At 42.4% G+C, this 15,687-nt stretch carries 15 protein-coding genes; all 15 read left to right on the top strand.

Annotated features, from left to right (window positions below; genetic code table 11):
* The first annotated feature begins 35 nt into the window (after positions 1-35).
* The 15 genes from G6554_RS17245 to dgoD all read left to right on the top strand — a co-directional run bounded on the left by G6554_RS17245 (position 36) and on the right by dgoD (position 15,388).
* Positions 36-1,352 (top strand): MFS transporter, encoded by a 1,317-nt coding sequence (locus G6554_RS17245; RefSeq protein ID WP_166244083.1) that lies wholly within the window; start codon positions 36-38, stop codon positions 1,350-1,352.
* A gap of 228 nt (positions 1,353-1,580) precedes the next feature.
* Complete coding sequence (locus G6554_RS25600) at positions 1,581-2,612, top strand: dihydroxyacetone kinase subunit DhaK (RefSeq protein WP_207342947.1); 1,032 nt, start codon at positions 1,581-1,583, stop codon at positions 2,610-2,612.
* The gene (gene dhaL / locus G6554_RS25595; protein ID WP_207342946.1) at positions 2,602-3,270 is read left to right on the top strand and encodes a dihydroxyacetone kinase subunit DhaL; all 669 of its coding nucleotides are present in this window, start codon (positions 2,602-2,604) and stop codon (positions 3,268-3,270) included. The genes G6554_RS25600 and dhaL overlap by 11 nt, the downstream gene beginning before the upstream one ends.
* A 90-nt stretch (positions 3,271-3,360) precedes the next feature.
* Positions 3,361-4,284 carry a dihydrodipicolinate synthase family protein gene (locus G6554_RS17235; protein ID WP_166244081.1) on the top strand — a complete coding sequence of 308 codons (924 nt, stop codon included), beginning with the start codon at positions 3,361-3,363 and terminating at the stop codon, positions 4,282-4,284.
* A gap of 76 nt (positions 4,285-4,360) precedes the next feature.
* Positions 4,361-5,173, top strand: a complete 813-nt coding sequence (locus G6554_RS17230; RefSeq protein ID WP_166244079.1) for a class I fructose-bisphosphate aldolase — start codon at positions 4,361-4,363, stop codon at positions 5,171-5,173.
* A gap of 85 nt (positions 5,174-5,258) precedes the next feature.
* The gene (locus tag G6554_RS17225) at positions 5,259-6,158 is read left to right on the top strand and encodes a sugar phosphate isomerase/epimerase family protein (RefSeq protein ID WP_166244077.1); all 900 of its coding nucleotides are present in this window, start codon (positions 5,259-5,261) and stop codon (positions 6,156-6,158) included.
* A 40-nt stretch (positions 6,159-6,198) separates the two neighbouring features.
* A complete protein-coding gene (locus G6554_RS17220; RefSeq protein WP_166244075.1) occupies positions 6,199-6,972 on the top strand; it encodes a triose-phosphate isomerase in 774 nt (257 codons plus the stop codon).
* A 322-nt stretch (positions 6,973-7,294) separates the two neighbouring features.
* Positions 7,295-8,068 (top strand): DeoR/GlpR family DNA-binding transcription regulator, encoded by a 774-nt coding sequence (locus tag G6554_RS17215; RefSeq protein ID WP_166244073.1) that lies wholly within the window; start codon positions 7,295-7,297, stop codon positions 8,066-8,068.
* A 344-nt stretch (positions 8,069-8,412) separates the two neighbouring features.
* On the top strand, positions 8,413-9,159 hold the full coding sequence (locus tag G6554_RS17210) for an IclR family transcriptional regulator (protein WP_166244071.1): 747 nt from the start codon (positions 8,413-8,415) through the stop codon (positions 9,157-9,159).
* Between the two features lie 191 nt (positions 9,160-9,350).
* Entirely contained in the window at positions 9,351-10,679 is a 1,329-nt protein-coding gene (locus tag G6554_RS17205) for an ABC transporter substrate-binding protein (RefSeq protein ID WP_166244069.1), read from the top strand.
* A gap of 122 nt (positions 10,680-10,801) precedes the next feature.
* On the top strand, positions 10,802-11,680 hold the full coding sequence (locus G6554_RS17200) for a carbohydrate ABC transporter permease (protein WP_166244067.1): 879 nt from the start codon (positions 10,802-10,804) through the stop codon (positions 11,678-11,680).
* Positions 11,677-12,501, top strand: coding sequence for a carbohydrate ABC transporter permease (locus G6554_RS17195; protein ID WP_166244065.1), 825 nt, complete (start codon positions 11,677-11,679; stop codon positions 12,499-12,501). The genes G6554_RS17200 and G6554_RS17195 overlap by 4 nt, the downstream gene beginning before the upstream one ends.
* A 29-nt stretch (positions 12,502-12,530) precedes the next feature.
* Entirely contained in the window at positions 12,531-13,175 is a 645-nt protein-coding gene (locus G6554_RS17190) for a bifunctional 4-hydroxy-2-oxoglutarate aldolase/2-dehydro-3-deoxy-phosphogluconate aldolase (protein WP_166244063.1), read from the top strand.
* Positions 13,153-14,259, top strand: coding sequence for a 2-dehydro-3-deoxygalactonokinase (locus G6554_RS17185; protein WP_166244061.1), 1,107 nt, complete (start codon positions 13,153-13,155; stop codon positions 14,257-14,259). The genes G6554_RS17190 and G6554_RS17185 overlap by 23 nt, the downstream gene beginning before the upstream one ends.
* On the top strand, positions 14,240-15,388 hold the full coding sequence (gene dgoD / locus G6554_RS17180; protein ID WP_166244158.1) for a galactonate dehydratase: 1,149 nt from the start codon (positions 14,240-14,242) through the stop codon (positions 15,386-15,388). The genes G6554_RS17185 and dgoD overlap by 20 nt, the downstream gene beginning before the upstream one ends.
* Positions 15,389-15,687 lie beyond the last annotated feature (299 nt).

The raw sequence follows: 15,687 nt of genomic DNA, 5'->3' as shown, positions 1-15,687 counted from the left end.
AGGTAGAAAAAAATGAGTATATGAGGAGGAAAAACATGAAAACAGAACAGGCGCTTCAGACGGATTTTCCGGCCAAGTCAGCAAAAACGAATAAGAAATTTCGTTGGACGGTGGTTATTTGGCTATTAATCGGTGGGATCATTAACTACCTAGACCGAACGAATCTATCGATTGCGGCTCCAGCTATGATTAAAGAATTAGATTTAAATATGACGCATATCGGCCTTTTAGGAACGATCTTTTCTTGGACCTATGCGTGCATGCAGCTTCCTTCGGGCTGGCTCATTGATAAATTTGGAGCGAAGCGGGTTTATTCGATTGCGGTTCTTTGGTGGAGTGTTGCAACCGCCTTAACTGGCGCATGTAACAAGCTACTTACCTTAGTTGGAGCGAGGTTCTTGCTAGGAGTCGGGGAAGCGCCATGTATGCCTTCTAATGCTAAAATTACTGCACAGTGGTTTCCTAAGAGTGAACGTGGATTAGCAACAGGGTTCTGGGATGCGTCCTCAAAAGTGGGTCCTGCCATTGCACCACCTATTCTAGTTGCGATTCAAGTAGCGTTTGGCTGGCGTGCTCTATTCTTCATTACCGGTGGTATTGGTATTATCTTTATCCTTTTATTTATGAAATTCTACAAATCACCTGATCAAAGTAAGCTCCTTTCCAAAGAGGAATATGATTATATCAAAGCCCAAGGCGGCGCAAGCAACGATACCGTTGAATCGACCAATATTAAATGGAAAGAACTATTTAAGTATAGAAGTGTTTGGGGAATGATTCTTGGCTTCTTCTGTACCATTTGGATCTGGAATATTTTCCTTACCTTCTTACCATTATATCTATTAAACACACAAGATATTTCTTTTAAAGAACTTGGTTTTTATGCAGCTGTTCCCTATATTGGTGGGATTGCCGGCAATTTAGGCGGAGGATACATCACAAAGGTGCTAGCGGATAAAGGGATTTGTTCCCCGATTAACGCGAAACGCGGTCTGATTGCCATCAGTGCGATTCTTGCTGCTGCATTTGTCATTATGCTTCCATTTGTCCATGGATTAGCGATCACGATTACCTTGATGACGTTAGCACTTGCTGTCGTTTCTGCCATTACGGGCAGTGCGTGGGCATTGGCTGGTGATGTAGCACCCCCTGCTATGGTTGGATCTGTTGGTGCGATCCAAAACTTCGGTGGTTACTTTGGCGGCGCATTTGCCCCATTGGTAACGGGTATCATTTTAGATACAACAGGTTCTTATTCAATCGCCTTTATTTCTGGTGGGATTATCGCTGGTTTTGCAGCCTTCTTCTATTGGTTTATTGTGAAAGAACCAATTAAACCAGCGAAAGCATAGTCTTTAGAATGGACAAGAGGGCTGCTAGTATGTAGCCTTCTTGTTTTGTTTACCCCTTTTTTTAAAAATGATGATGATGAATTTTGTCGAAATAACGCAGAAAATTTGACCTAATAACAATAATATGAAAATTGACACAATTAAAATAGAAGTTTATGATAGTAAATAACAACAAACACAAGCAAATGAAAATACAAGTTTTTCCTTTTATGGAAAGGGGAGTTTACTTTGAAGAAAATTATCAACCAACCTGAATGCGTAGTTGAAGAAACCATTGAAGGTTTCTTGGCAGCATATAAACGTACATATCAAAAAGTTGAAAATGTAAACGGACTCATTCGTCGAAATCGTAAAGATAAAGTAGCGATCGTTACAGGAGGCGGCAGTGGCCATGAACCATTGTTTTTGGGGTTAATCGGTGAAGGACTCGCTGATGGCGTCACATTGGGGAATGTTTTTGCGGCTCCGCCACCAACAAATGTGTTTGAAGTGGCGAAAGCTGTTGACTCTGGTAAAGGTGTTCTCTTTATCTACGGAAATTATTCCGGTGATATATTAAACTTCGGCATGGCAGAAGAACTACTAGAAATGGAAGATATTCAGACTAGTACAGTCCTCGTTACGGATGATGTAGCATCAGCCCCTGTTGAACGAAAAGGAGATCGCAGAGGGATTGCCGGAGACATTTTTGTCGTCAAGATTGCGGGTGCCGCGGCAGAAAGAGGGCTGTCTTTAGAAGAAGTTACCCAGGTGACCCAGAAAGCGAATGATCATACTTTCTCGATTGGTGTTGCCTTAGCTCCTGGGTCCATCCCTGGTGCAACAGAGCTGCCGTACACACTTGGTGATGATGAAATTGAGATTGGCATGGGCATCCATGGAGAACCAGGAATGGAACGCACAAAAATGATGTCTGCCGATGTGTTGACAGATAAGTTGATGGAAACATTGCTTGCTGAAAGCCATATTGAGTCCGGCGATGAAGTGGCTGTATTAGTCAATGGCCTTGGCTCAACGACTTTAATGGAGCTATTAATTGTAAACCGCAGAGTGGCGCAAATGTTAGAGGAAAAAGGGATTAAAGCATATGACATGGATGTTAATAGCTATTGTACGACACAGGAAATGGCTGGATTCTCTATCACGTTCCTAAAGTTAGATGATGAATTAAAGGATTTATATAATGCACCAGCTGATTCACCGTATTACAAAAAGGGATTGTCATCAACTAGTATCGGAGGCAGCATTTATGTCAAATAGTACCTATGAAGTCAAGCTAAATGCCGAACAGGTGAAAGAAATGTTCCTGTATGTGGGAGAGCAAGTTATCGAGAACAAGCCGTTTTTAACCAAAATTGATAGCGCTATCGGCGATGGAGACCATGGAATCGGCATGTCTGTTGGGTTTAAAAAGGCAGAAGAAAACTTAAACAAAAAAGAATTTACCACCATCAATGACGTTTTTAAAACCATTGGGATGTCGATGATTGCGAACATGGGCGGAGCATCCGGTGTTATTTTCGGTACATTGTTTACTGGTGGCGTGAAAGGTCTCAACCCACAGGAGGATTTGACCCTGCCATTATTAGGACAAATTCTTGAAGGGGCAGTGAAGTCGATTAAGGAACGTGGGAAGGCTGAATTAGGCGATAAAACGATGATCGATGCACTTGAACCTGCAGCCGCGGGGATCAAACAAAGTATCGAAGCCAATCATAGTTTACTAGAAGGACTTGTTGTGGCTGAGAAATGTGCAGCAGACGGTGTAGAAAAATCAAAGGAATATGTTGCCAAGTTTGGCAGGGCGAAGTCGCTTGGCGAACGAGCGATCGGTCATCAAGATGCCGGGGCAACGACGGTCTGGATTATGTTTAAATCAATGAGAGAATGGGTCGAGAAAGCCGCTGCTCAACACTAAAGCTGGAGTATCATTGATCAATCGAAACCCATGCCCATCACCGAATGAAGCAAATGGAGTAAAACTTAGCGAGGAACAGGAGGAAATAGGATGACAACCAAAAAACTTCAAGGGGTTATCCCCCCGGTATCGATCATTTTTGACGAACAAGGTGGCCTTGATAAAAAAGGAATGGCAACTGTTATTGATTTTTTAATTGATTCGGGTGTGGATGGATTGTTCTTTCTGGGAACAGGTGGCGAGTTCTCGCAAATGTCTGTGGAAGAACGAAAGGAAGTAGCTTTGTTTACGACGGAATATGTGGGCGGCAGGGTGCCAGTCCTGATTGGGACGGGAAGCACGAGTACGCGTGAAGTTGTTCTTCTTAGTCAACATGCGGAATCGGTAGGTGCCGATGCGGTTGTCATCATCAATCCATACTATTGGTCGTTGACAGAGGAAAATTTATTTGCTCATTACAGTGAGATTGCCAACTCCGTTCACGTACCGATTTTACTTTACAATTTCCCTACCATGTCAGGACAGGATTTGAGTCCGGAATTCGTTCTTAAATTGGTTGATGCACATGAAAATATCGTCGGAATTAAGGAAACGGTTGAAAGTGTGGCACATATTCGCGATATGATTTTAACCGTTAAAGGAAAGCATCCAGATTTTGCTGTGTTCTCTGGTTTTGATGATCATTTCTTCCAAACCTTGACACTTGGCGGGGATGGCGCGATTAGTGCTTCCATTAATTTTGCCCCACAACTAGCGCTTGGTGTTTACAAAGCATACAGAGAGAACCGTATCGATGAGGCTGTGGCTTTTCATCAACGCATGGCGATCTTGCCAACCATGTACAAACTCGATTCACCGTTTGTTAGTGTGGTAAAAGAGGCGATGAAATTAACAGGATTGGATATTTCGACACATGTTCTTGCACCGGCTCGTTCGTTATGTACTGAAAAAATCGAGGAGCTTAAAAAGATTCTCGTTCAGGCGGACTTGTTAGAAAGTGAACCAGTTCAATAATGTTTAAAAAAAAGATCTCCACCGTGGGATCTTTTTTACAAGATTTTGCTAATTTAACAGGAAAGAGGGGGCTGTTATGTCCAAAGCACGAAGACTGTCACACCTTTTTTCAAATGATGGAAAATCGATTATACTGGCGCTGGATGGATACTATTTTTCTAGCAAAACAGCGGGTATTGATCGAACCATGGCTAGTATGCCACAGCTGATTGAAAACGGACTTGATGCTGTGATTGTTACCTATGGGATGGCGAAACTGTATGCAGAGGCATTTGCCGGCGTGGGTTTAGTGGTGCGTGCTGACATATCTACCAGTGTATACGATGCAAGGATTCCTCAAACAACAGAGCTTCTCTCGGTTGAAGATGCGTTAAAGCTTGGGGCGGATAGTGTGATTTCGATGACTTTCCCTGGAGCAGCTGATGAAGCAGCCTCACACAAAATAGCTTGGAATCTTGCCAAGGCAGCAGATCACTGGAATGTTCCGTATATGTGTGAAACCCTGCCGTATAGCTACCATGTGACAAGTCCGGAATCGAATCAAATCGAAACGATTGCTATGGCTGCAAGGATTGGGACAGAGCTAGGCGCAGATATTATTAAAACAAGATTAACCGGAGAACCAGAAGATCGAAGAATCATTGAAGCGGCCAAACGTCCTGTCCTCGTGTTAGGAGGGCCAAAAACGGATACCATTCTGGACTACTTTACATATGTGAAGCATTGCATGGATGTGGGGGCCAAGGGTGTGGCTGTTGGTCGGAATATTACACTTGACGAAAATCCCATTGGTGTCGTTGCTGGGTTAAATACCATCATCCACCGCAACGGGACAGCGGAAGAGGCCTATCAATGCTATCAAAATAGCCTTGCACTACTCGAAGCTTAAGGTTCAGGCCGCATGGTTGGTGGTAGCTGATTAAGACCTGCCCAGGAAGAAGTAATTGAATCAATCAGTAAAGGAGAAATGTAGAATGAGTACACAGTTTATTCCTTCCCTACTTGTACCTGAAATCTATTTTCCTGTTCATCATGAACAAGGTTTTACGGTCAAATTACTTGAAAAAATGGCAGCTGACGGATTCTATCGTTCGTTTGAAATTGCCGATGGGCAAGATCAACAGGAGCGCAAACGCATCTTGGCTTTAAAGGAACAATACCATTTTCACCTAACACAATGGTTAACCTTTTTAATAGATAAAAACAAACTTGATGTTTCGTCAGTTGATTCGCAACTTCGCTCAGAATCCGTTCGCCAGATCAAGGAAAACATCTATTTAGCTGCAGAATGTGGGGCGAGCAATATAGCCTTTGTCCCTGGACCAGACCCTGGCCCGGAACGGCGACTAGAGGCAATGGAAGGTTTTTACCATGCCTTGTGTGATATTTGTGAAGAAGCCGCTAAATATCAGATGAATGTTTTAGTCGAACATCTTGATCGCTTTGCCCATAAAAAACGTCTGATTGGGCCAATGAAAGATACGGTCGAATTACTTTCACGGGTGGCTGAAAAACACGATAACATCGGTTTAGCCTTTGATACTGCGCATGCTGCATTAAATAAGGAAGGCATTGCCGAGGCGTTAGAGCTAGCTAAAGCCGAGATTCACCAGATTCATTTTTCCAATGCAGTGGTTGATCCAAATAGTAATTTATATGGGGATTTCCATATGCCAATTGGAGAGCCTGGTTTCTTAACGATTGAGAAGATAAGCGATATATTACGAAAGGCTGATGAACTCAGTCTTAGGTCTGAGCATGGTTTACGGGTGGCTGTAGAAGTGCGAGGAACGGATAAAGACAATTACCAAGCGAATGAAAAAACGGTACGGTCGATTTTAGAAAAAGCATTGGGTTTAGTAGCTAGTAGATAATGTGAGGTTACTAGGAGAACGGATGAAAGAGGATGCTGATATGAACAAGATTTGGATCGGGACCAATTGGAAGATGACAAAGACAATCGCAGAAGGAGTCGCGTTCACAAAAGAGCTGCGGTCCATTTCAGAAGCGATTCCCTCTTCTATTCAATTATTTATCATTCCTTCCCACACCGCCCTTGTTCCGATTAAGGAGCTAACGAAGGAAACCGACATGTATTTAGGGGCACAAAACATGCACTGGGAAGATAGCGGCGCTTATACGGGTGAGATTTCCCCACGGATGTTAGCTGAAATTGGCATTGATTTGATTGAGTTGGGTCATTCGGAACGCAGGCAATATTTTAATGAAACGGACGTGGCCATTAATAAAAAAGTCCATGCTGCCTTAAAATATTCTATTAAACCACTGATTTGTATTGGTGAAAACTTGGATCAAAAGGAGCAGCTGATTTCGAAGGAAACATTGGCGGCACAGCTTAAAGTTTGCTTACAGGGCCTATCAAAGGAAATGGCGAAGGAGATTCTAATTGCTTATGAACCTGTCTGGGCAATAGGAGATCAGGGGGTTCCGGCTGAGGCTGCTTACGTTGCAGGCATCCATCATTTTCTTCGGAGTACCTTGGTAAAGCTGTTTGAGGAAGTTGGCTTGACTATTCCACTCTTGTATGGCGGTAGTGTTAATCAAGAAAATTTCCTTGAATATATAAAACTTGAAAATGTTAATGGCTTATTTATTGGGAGGGCAGCTTGGGATATAGAGAGTTTTCAAAAAATCCTTTCCACGCTTGAGGCGAAATTAGGTGTGTAGAATGTATATATGAGTTCCTTTATAGAATATCCCCTCCATTGTAGATAGACTAGGAAGATTCTACTCTATCTATAATGGAGGGGATTTTTTTAGCCGCTTGTTATGTTTCTCACTGTTTGGTTTAGTATTTATTCATTCACTGCGTTGAAGTAACGAAAAACAATACAAAGTGAAAATATCTTTAACGAAAAGGAAAAGGAAATTTTATCATTTCTGAACCTTTTACAGGACTTTTTATCTAGAAACTTATATAATAGGAGTACTAATATTATTTCGGGAGAATGTTTGAGGAATGAACGAAAGGAAATGAAAGGGTGATAGGATGTTCGCCGATCAACGGAGAAAACTAATAATTGAAATGCTGACAGAAAAAGGGACGGTCAATGTAAATGATTTGACTGATTTGCTTAAGATTTCTGCAGCTACGATCAGGTCTGATTTAAATCAAATGGAGAAACAAGGCCTCCTTATCCGCACACATGGCGGGGCGATGCTTAAAGGAGATGAACCGGATCCAATCGATAAAACGTATGAGAATCGGGGAAAGAAATTCCACGCGGAAAAACAACGTATCGGCTATAGCGCACTAAAGTATATTCAACAAGGCCAGTGTATCCTTTTAGACGCAAGTACGACATGTTTTGAGCTTGCCAAATATTTAAGTGAAACGAAAATGAGACTTACGGTCGTTACCAGTGGTATAGCTACAGCAGCATTGTTAAAGGAAAATCCAAATTTAACCGTCATTATTATTGGTGGTATTGTCCGCCATTCTTCTAATTCAGTGGAAGGACTGCTTGGGGAAGAGCTTTTAAGAAAAATTAATATTGATCTGCTTTTCACGTCAGCATATGCATTTAATACACGGGATGGATTATCCGATTTTAGTTTTTATGAAGTGGAATTAAAAAGGACTATGGTATCTGTAGCTAATAAAGTCATTGTTTTACTAGATCATAGTAAAATAGATAAAAGCTCAAGTGCAACATTCGCCCGCCCGAATGATATTGATACATTTATTACAGATCAACATGTTACAGAAGAAATAAGAAATTACTTTGCTGATAACCAGATCAATTTAGAAATTGCCGAATAGGAGTCAGTGCCAAATGGAGGAATAAATCGCACACCATTGCGAGTATTCCTAGTAGCGGGTGTTACAGGACAAGTGCCAGAACATGTAGTTCCAGAATTACAGAGTCTTGTAAAATGATAAACAAGAAAGGAGAGGCTTAGAGGCTTCTCCTTATTTGTGTTTTTTAGGAAACTATACTTCGCCCACAATAATCAATTTCCAGTGGTAACGTGACGCAAAGGGTGAAGTTAAATATCTAAATATTAAAATAAATTGTTGCAAGAAAAGTAGGTGTATTGTATGATTTAGTTAAAGAATCACATATATGATTTTACATCACATATGTGATTTGGGGAGGTAGTAAGATGTCGGTGAAATCAGCAGAGCGGGTATTGATGGTATTTGATTTACTTGCCCAGCATCCAGTTGGATTAACGATAAAGGAAATTAGCGAAATCCTTTCCTTTCCTCAAAGCAGTACTTCAGGCTTGGTTGAAACGCTATATAAAAACAGCTACCTGACCGTAGATCATTTTCGGAAATATAAGCTAGGGCCCAAGTTAATCCAGCTTGGCGGTGCAGCAAAGGATGCATTTGACCTTTCTGCGCAAGGGTACCCTTTTCTGGAAAGATTAATGGAAACGGTTCAGGAAACGGTATTTATGGCCACTCTTGAACAATCTGAATTGGTGTATGTAGCAAAAATAAATAGTAATCGCTCCATACGAACCACGGCAGAGCCTGGAAAAAGTAAACCGCTGTACTGTACGGGTTTAGGCAAAGCATTCTTAACGTTTCTTCCTGAAAATAAGAAAAGTGAAATTTTAGGGCAATTACGACTTGAACCGATCACGCAAAAGACCATTACGAAAAAGGAGGACCTTCTGCAGCAATTAGACATGTTTGCGAAACAGGGTTACTCGATTGACGATGAAGAGAATGAAGAAGGCCTCTATTGTCTTGCGGCTCCTGTTTATGGAGTAGACCAGACCATTCAGGCAGCCATTAGCGTAGCGGGGCCGAAAGAACGAATGCTTAAACAGAAGGAAATGGTTATCGATAAACTGCTCGCTGCCGCGATGAACATATCATGCAGCATTGGATACAGATAAATAAAATCGTCTTTATCAAATTTGGTTAAATGAATGGGTCATTATATGGTTTTGTAAACCATTTAAAATAAGTATGATAGCGCAGAATTCCATATTTTAAGAGATTTATGAAACCAAATTTTTTTTGCCATATAATGAAAACGCTATCACTTTTTGTAATTATTTTTATTTTTAGAAAGAGAGGGAAGAAAATGAGAAATAGTTTCGTAGGGTTTAAAAAGGCAGCTGGTTATCTTGCATTAGCTGTAGGGATTAGTTCCGCGCTTGCAGGCTGTAGTGGCGGGTCTGATACCTCAACAGGATCTAAATCATCAGATAAAACGGAGAAAAAGGTACAAGAGATTCGCGTGGTGGCCGCTAACCATCCATGGACAGAATCGATTAAAAAGGAATTACCTGCATTCGAGAAAGAGACAGGAATTAAGGTTAAGATTGATAGCTACTTTGAGGATCAACTGACACAAAAAACATCCGTCGAGTTTGCTTCTAATTCAAAGGGTATCGATGTTGTTATGTTCCGTCCGCTACAAGACGGGAAAATGTACCAACAGAGTGGATACTTCGCAGATATGACCGACTATGTCACAAAAGATAAAGACTATACAGCAGACTTTATTCCTTCTTCCCTTGGAAGTGTCAAAGAGGGAGATAAGTTTTATGGACTGCCTCTTGTAACTGAAACACAGGTTTTATACTATCGTAAGGACCTGTTAGAGAAGGCTGGAATCGAAGTTCCGAAAACACTTGAGGAACTCGAGAAAGCAGCAAAGAAATTAAATGATCCTGATAATGGGGTATCTGGTTTTGTTTCCCGTGGTAAGCGGGCTGCAGCTGTTACTCAGTTCTCTAGCTACTTGTATGCTTTTGGCGGTGACTTCATGAAGGATGGCAAGTCCACCATTACTTCCCCAGAAGCGCTTGAAGCGTTTAATTACTACGGCAACATGCTAAATAAATATGGCCCTAAAGGGACGTTAAACATGAGCTGGCCTGAAGCGATGGCTGTGTTTACCCAAGGAAAAGCAGCATTCTATACAGATGCTTCATCCCTATTTACTAACGCGACGGATGCGTCTAAATCACAGGTAGCCGATAAAGTTGGTTTTGCCCCATTCCCAGCGGGTCCAAACGGAGCGAAGCCTTATAATGTTACTTCTTGGGCGCTTGGAGTCGGAGCTAACTCTGAAAAGAAAGATGCAGCATGGGAATTCATTAAGTGGGCAGAAAGTAAAGAAATGGTTCTAAAGCTGCAAGCGGATGGAAATCCTGGTGCACGTATTTCTGTCTGGAACTCTCCAGAAGGAACAGCGAAATACCCGAAAGATTTAGCAGAAGCGATTGCAGCGAATGGCGGCGATAAGGGTGTCCCTTACGATCGACCAGTTATTGTGAATGTAGGAGCTGCACGTGACGTGATTGGTGATGTTATCCTTGCCGGAATTGAAGGAAAAGATGTGAAAGCAGCTGCAGAAAAAGCAGATGGAGAATTCCAAAAGATTCTTGACAGCGAGAAAAAATAAAACCGATAACACCTAATTCGAAACGGCTTTCGGTTAGCAATCTGGGGTGGAATTTCTGGATGCTCGCTTGGAGGCCGTTTTTTTAAAAAGGCGAGTATCATTGAGTAAGGAGGAGCAGAAGAATGTCAAATTGGATTGATCGCAACATCAAGTGGGTTTTTACCATGCCTGCTGTAATCTTTGTAGGACTCATGATGGTTATGCCTGTTGGATACACCTTTTGGCTCAGTTTTCATGACTGGAATATGTCGAATATTACCCCGCCGTTATGGGTAGCTTTGCAAAATTACCTCGATTTATTTCATGATGAGCTTTTTATCAAATCATTGAAGCTAATGTTTTATTTTACCATTGTAGCGGTAGCAGTTGAAACGGTGTTAGGTGTGGGACTAGCCGTCTTAATGAACCAAAATATTGTTGGCAAAGGGCTCGTCAAAACATTGTTCCTATTGCCAATGGTAGCGACACCGGTTGCAGTAGGTTTAATCTGGGTGCTAATCTACGAACCTAATATCGGGATTGCCAATGTGTTCTTGGAAAAATTAGGACTCCCAGGTCAGGAATGGTTAACGTCACAGAATCTTGTTATGCCTTCGTTAATTTTTATTGACGTATGGGAATGGACGCCAATGATTGCGTTAATCGTGCTGGCGGGTCTCGTATCACTGCCAAAGGATCCATATGAGGCAGCGATGATTGATGGCGCCAATACATGGCAATCTTTTTCAAAGATTACCCTGCCTTTATTGAAGCCGACGCTTTATTCGGCTGTCCTGCTAAGAATGATTGATGCCTTGAAAACGTTCGATATTATTTATGCGACCACACAAGGCGGACCAGGTACATCTTCACAGACGATTAATATTTACGGGTATGTTTTGGGCTTTCAATATTTTAAAATTGGTCAGGCATCTGCCTTACTGATGATATTTTTCATTATTGTCCTATCCATTAGTATATTTACGATTCTTTTACGGAACAGAGCGGGGGTAAACCTATGAGTGGAAAAAAACCAAAACCAGTTAAAGTCATCTTGACTCATGTTGGTGTCTACTTATCTCTGTTTTTGTTTTTGCTCCCTTTCCTCTGGATGCTCCTTGCGTCATTTAAAACGCAAGTACAAATACTGGATACATCAAAGCTATTTGAAATTACGGCAAGTTTTAAAAACTATGTAAGTGTTTTTAATGAATATTCTTTTCTTACCTTTATTTGGAACAGCTTTATCGTTGGGGTTGGAGCGACGATCTTTGGGCTCATCCTGGGATTACCCGCCGCCTATGCCATTGCGAAATACAAGCAGCAGGGGCTTGGGCTGTTAATCCTAGTTGCCAGGATTGTCCCGGGTATTTCCTTCCTTATTCCCTGGTTTATCATTTTCTCAAAATTGAACTTAATCGATACGTATACATCCCTTATTCTTAGTCATATGCTTGTCACCATGCCGTTTATTATCTGGGTCATGATCCCGTTTTTTGAAGGTCTGCCACATGAGCTGGAAGAATCCGCTCGAGTGGATGGCTGTTCCATCCCGTCTGCCTTTGTAAGAGTTATGCTTCCCATATCAGGGCCGGGAATTGTGACCTCATCGATCTTAGCGTTTATTTTCTCCTGGAATAACTTCATGTTTTCCTTGATTCTTGCCGGTGATAAAACAAAGACATTGCCGATTGCCGTCTTTAATTTTATTTCCTACTCAGATATAAACTGGGGAGGACTGATGGCTGCTTCCGTGATCATCACCGCACCGGTTCTTATTTTGGCACTCTTTGCCCAAAAGTATATTATTGCGGGATTAACGGGAGGCAGTGTAAAAGGTTAAATCACTACCACAATGGGAGATGAAGTGAAATGTGCACCGCGGCATTAGAGGAAATAAAGAGGGCAAAGCTCGTGGCCATTATTCGTAGCCAATCTTCTGAGGGGCTAGAAAATACGGTTAGAAGTCTTTATCAAGGAGGGATCCGGGCGGTAGAAATCACGTTGAATACCCCCGGAGCTTTTACCGGAATTGAACGGATGAAACAAAAGTTTCCTGAACTGCTGATTGGGGCCGGGACTGTACTAGATTCGGAGTCTGCTAGACTGGCGATTGCATCAGGTGCAAGCTTCCTGCTCACCCCGACTTTAAAAAAGGAAACGATTGAAACCGCCAGGTACTATCAGGTGCCGATTATCCCTGGGGTCATGACCCCGACAGAGGTGTTAACGGCCTATGAATATGGAGCTAAAATGGTCAAGATCTTCCCGATTCGTCCGCTTGGTCCTAAGTATTTAACGGACCTAAAGGGACCGTTGCCGTTTGTGGAAACAATGGCTGTTGGTGGTGTCTCTTTAGAGAATGCAAATGTTTTTTTAAAGGCAGGGGCGCATTGCTTAGGAATTGGCAGTTCGCTTGTGGATGACAAGCTCGTACAACATGGTGATTTTACAGAAATTGAAAGACGGGCAGCTCGTTTTGTAGAGATTGTCCATGAAGTCCAATCACCAAATTGAATCGATGAGAAAAGCGGTGGTGAATGTGAAAGTAATCCTGATTGATTCTGGAACGACTAACTCCAGACTAAGACTATATGACAAAACAACAAGTAGGGTCCTTGATACCGAAAAAATACGAGTAGGTGTAAGGGACACAGCTATTTCAGGCAGCAATCACAACCTGAAAATCGAATTAAAGCAGGGACTTGAACGACTTTTAGCTAAACATCAATTAACCCCTTCGGATATAGCGTATATTGCAGCATCAGGAATGATTACGTCCAATTTAGGCCTTTATGAAGTCCCGCATATTCCAAGTCCTGCGGGATTAGAAGAGTTTGCCAAGTGCTCAAAAGTGACCCGGCTGGAGGAATTCTTGGATATCCCTTGTGTCTTTATTCCGGGGATGAAAAATAGGATTGATCCAACGGATACGAAGGATTTGGTTGCGTGTATTAACGAATTTGATGTGATGCGCGGCGAGGAAGTTGAATCCTTTGGCTTGCTGAAACAGTTTGATGTGACGGGCAAGGGGATGATTGTTCTGCCTGGTTCACATACCAAATTTGTTGCCGTAGATGAGCGCAGGGATCTGTTATATTGTCTATCGACACTAGGAGGCGAAACACTAAGTGCCCTCCAGAAGGAAACCATTCTTTCTAATTCCTTGGGTTCAGGTCTGATTAAAAGCGTTGATCAGAGGATGCTGGAATGTGGGTTCGAGGCGGCGAAACAGCATGGCGTAACAAGAAGTTTTTATCATATTCGCTTATTGGATTTATTTACGGATTTGGATGCGAATCAGCGGGCGAATTATTATGCCGGATCGGTCATCTATAGTGATCTTCAGGCTCTTTCTCAATCGCGGGATGGAATGGATGAAATCGAATGGATGATTGTCGGGGGTTCAGATCCCTTACGAAAGGCCTTTACCCATTTGTTACGGTATATGAATAAGAACTGGGCCATTATGGAAGCGATGGATCAGCAGGTGGAGGATTCCCTTGTCTTTGGGGCAACTGAGATTTTAGCCAATTGTAAGGATTTATTTTTAAAAAATGATGTAAAAGGGAGTGCGTATGATGAAAATTCGCAGCTATGAGCTTTTCCAGGTTCCACCGCGCTGGTTATTTTTAAAAATAGAAACCGATGAAGGCATCATTGGCTGGGGCGAACCGGTCATTGAAGGAAGGGCTTCGACGGTTAAAGCTTGTGTGGAAGAATTAATGGAATATTTAATTGGTAAGGATCCCTTACGAATTGAAGATCATTGGAGCATGTTATATCGCTCCGGATTTTATCGCGGCGGCCCGATTTTGATGAGTGCGATTGCTGGAATCGACCAGGCCCTTTGGGATATTAAAGGAAAATATTTTCATGCGCCTGTCTATCAGTTGCTTGGTGGTGCCTGCCGGGATTCGATTAAAGTGTATTCTTGGATTGGCGGTGACCGGCCATCTGATGTGGGAGAAGCGGCTAAAAAAATCGTCGATGCGGGCTTCACGGCTGTCAAAATGAACGGAACGGAAGAACTGCAATATATTGATTCCTATGAAAAGATTGATCAGGTAGTAGAACGAATTGCGGCGGTTCGGGAGGCGGCTGGGCAATACGTAGGAATTGGGATTGATTTTCATGGCCGCGTCCATAAACCAATGGCTAAGATTCTTGCGAAGGAATTGGAGCAGTTCCGCCCGATGTTTATCGAAGAGCCGGTACTGGCCGAAAATAATGAAGCCTTACGAGAAATTGCGCAGCATACGTCGATTCCAATTGCTACAGGAGAGCGGATGTTTTCACGCTGGGATTTCAAATCGGTGCTGGCCAATGGCTATGTCGATATCATTCAGCCGGATGTATCCCATGCGGGCGGCATTACCGAATGCAAGAAAATCGCCACAATGGCTGAAGCCTATGATGTCGCGCTTGCACCGCATTGTCCGCTTGGTCCAATCGCACTCGCGGCCTGTTTGCAAGTAGATGCGACGGCCCATAATGCCTTTATTCAAGAGCAAAGTTTAGGGATCCATTACAATCAAGGCAGCGACCTGCTCGATTATATCGTCGATAAATCCGTATTTGACTATAAAGACGGCTATGTCAGCATCCCGCAAGGACCTGGCCTAGGCATTGAAATCAATGAAGAATATGTAAGAAAACAAGCAGAAGTCAGTCATAACTGGAAGAATCCAGTTTGGCGCCACAAGGATGGCAGCGTAGCGGAATGGTGAAGCAGGGGACGGTTCTTGCGGAATGAAATGAGTGAATTGGGATATTGCGCAAGTGCGACGTCTTCGATGAAGACCGTTTTGTGGGAATCCCTTTGGAGTTTTGGTCTTCATCGACAGGATGAAGGCCATTTTGCATGTAATCGATGAGCAATTTGGTCTTCATTAACATGATGAAGACCTTTCCGTTGTTTTCTATTTGAGATTTGGCTTTCCTTCTTACGCCTCGTTTTATGCCAGCTGTAATTTTTAGAATTGTAGAAATTAATTAGGGTGGATGATAAATAATAGACTATAATATA

The sequence above is a fragment of the Bacillus sp. MM2020_4 genome (genome assembly GCF_011250555.1).
Lineage (GTDB): Bacteria > Bacillota > Bacilli > Bacillales > Cytobacillaceae > Neobacillus.
This window is presented reverse-complemented; position numbering and strand designations above follow the sequence as displayed.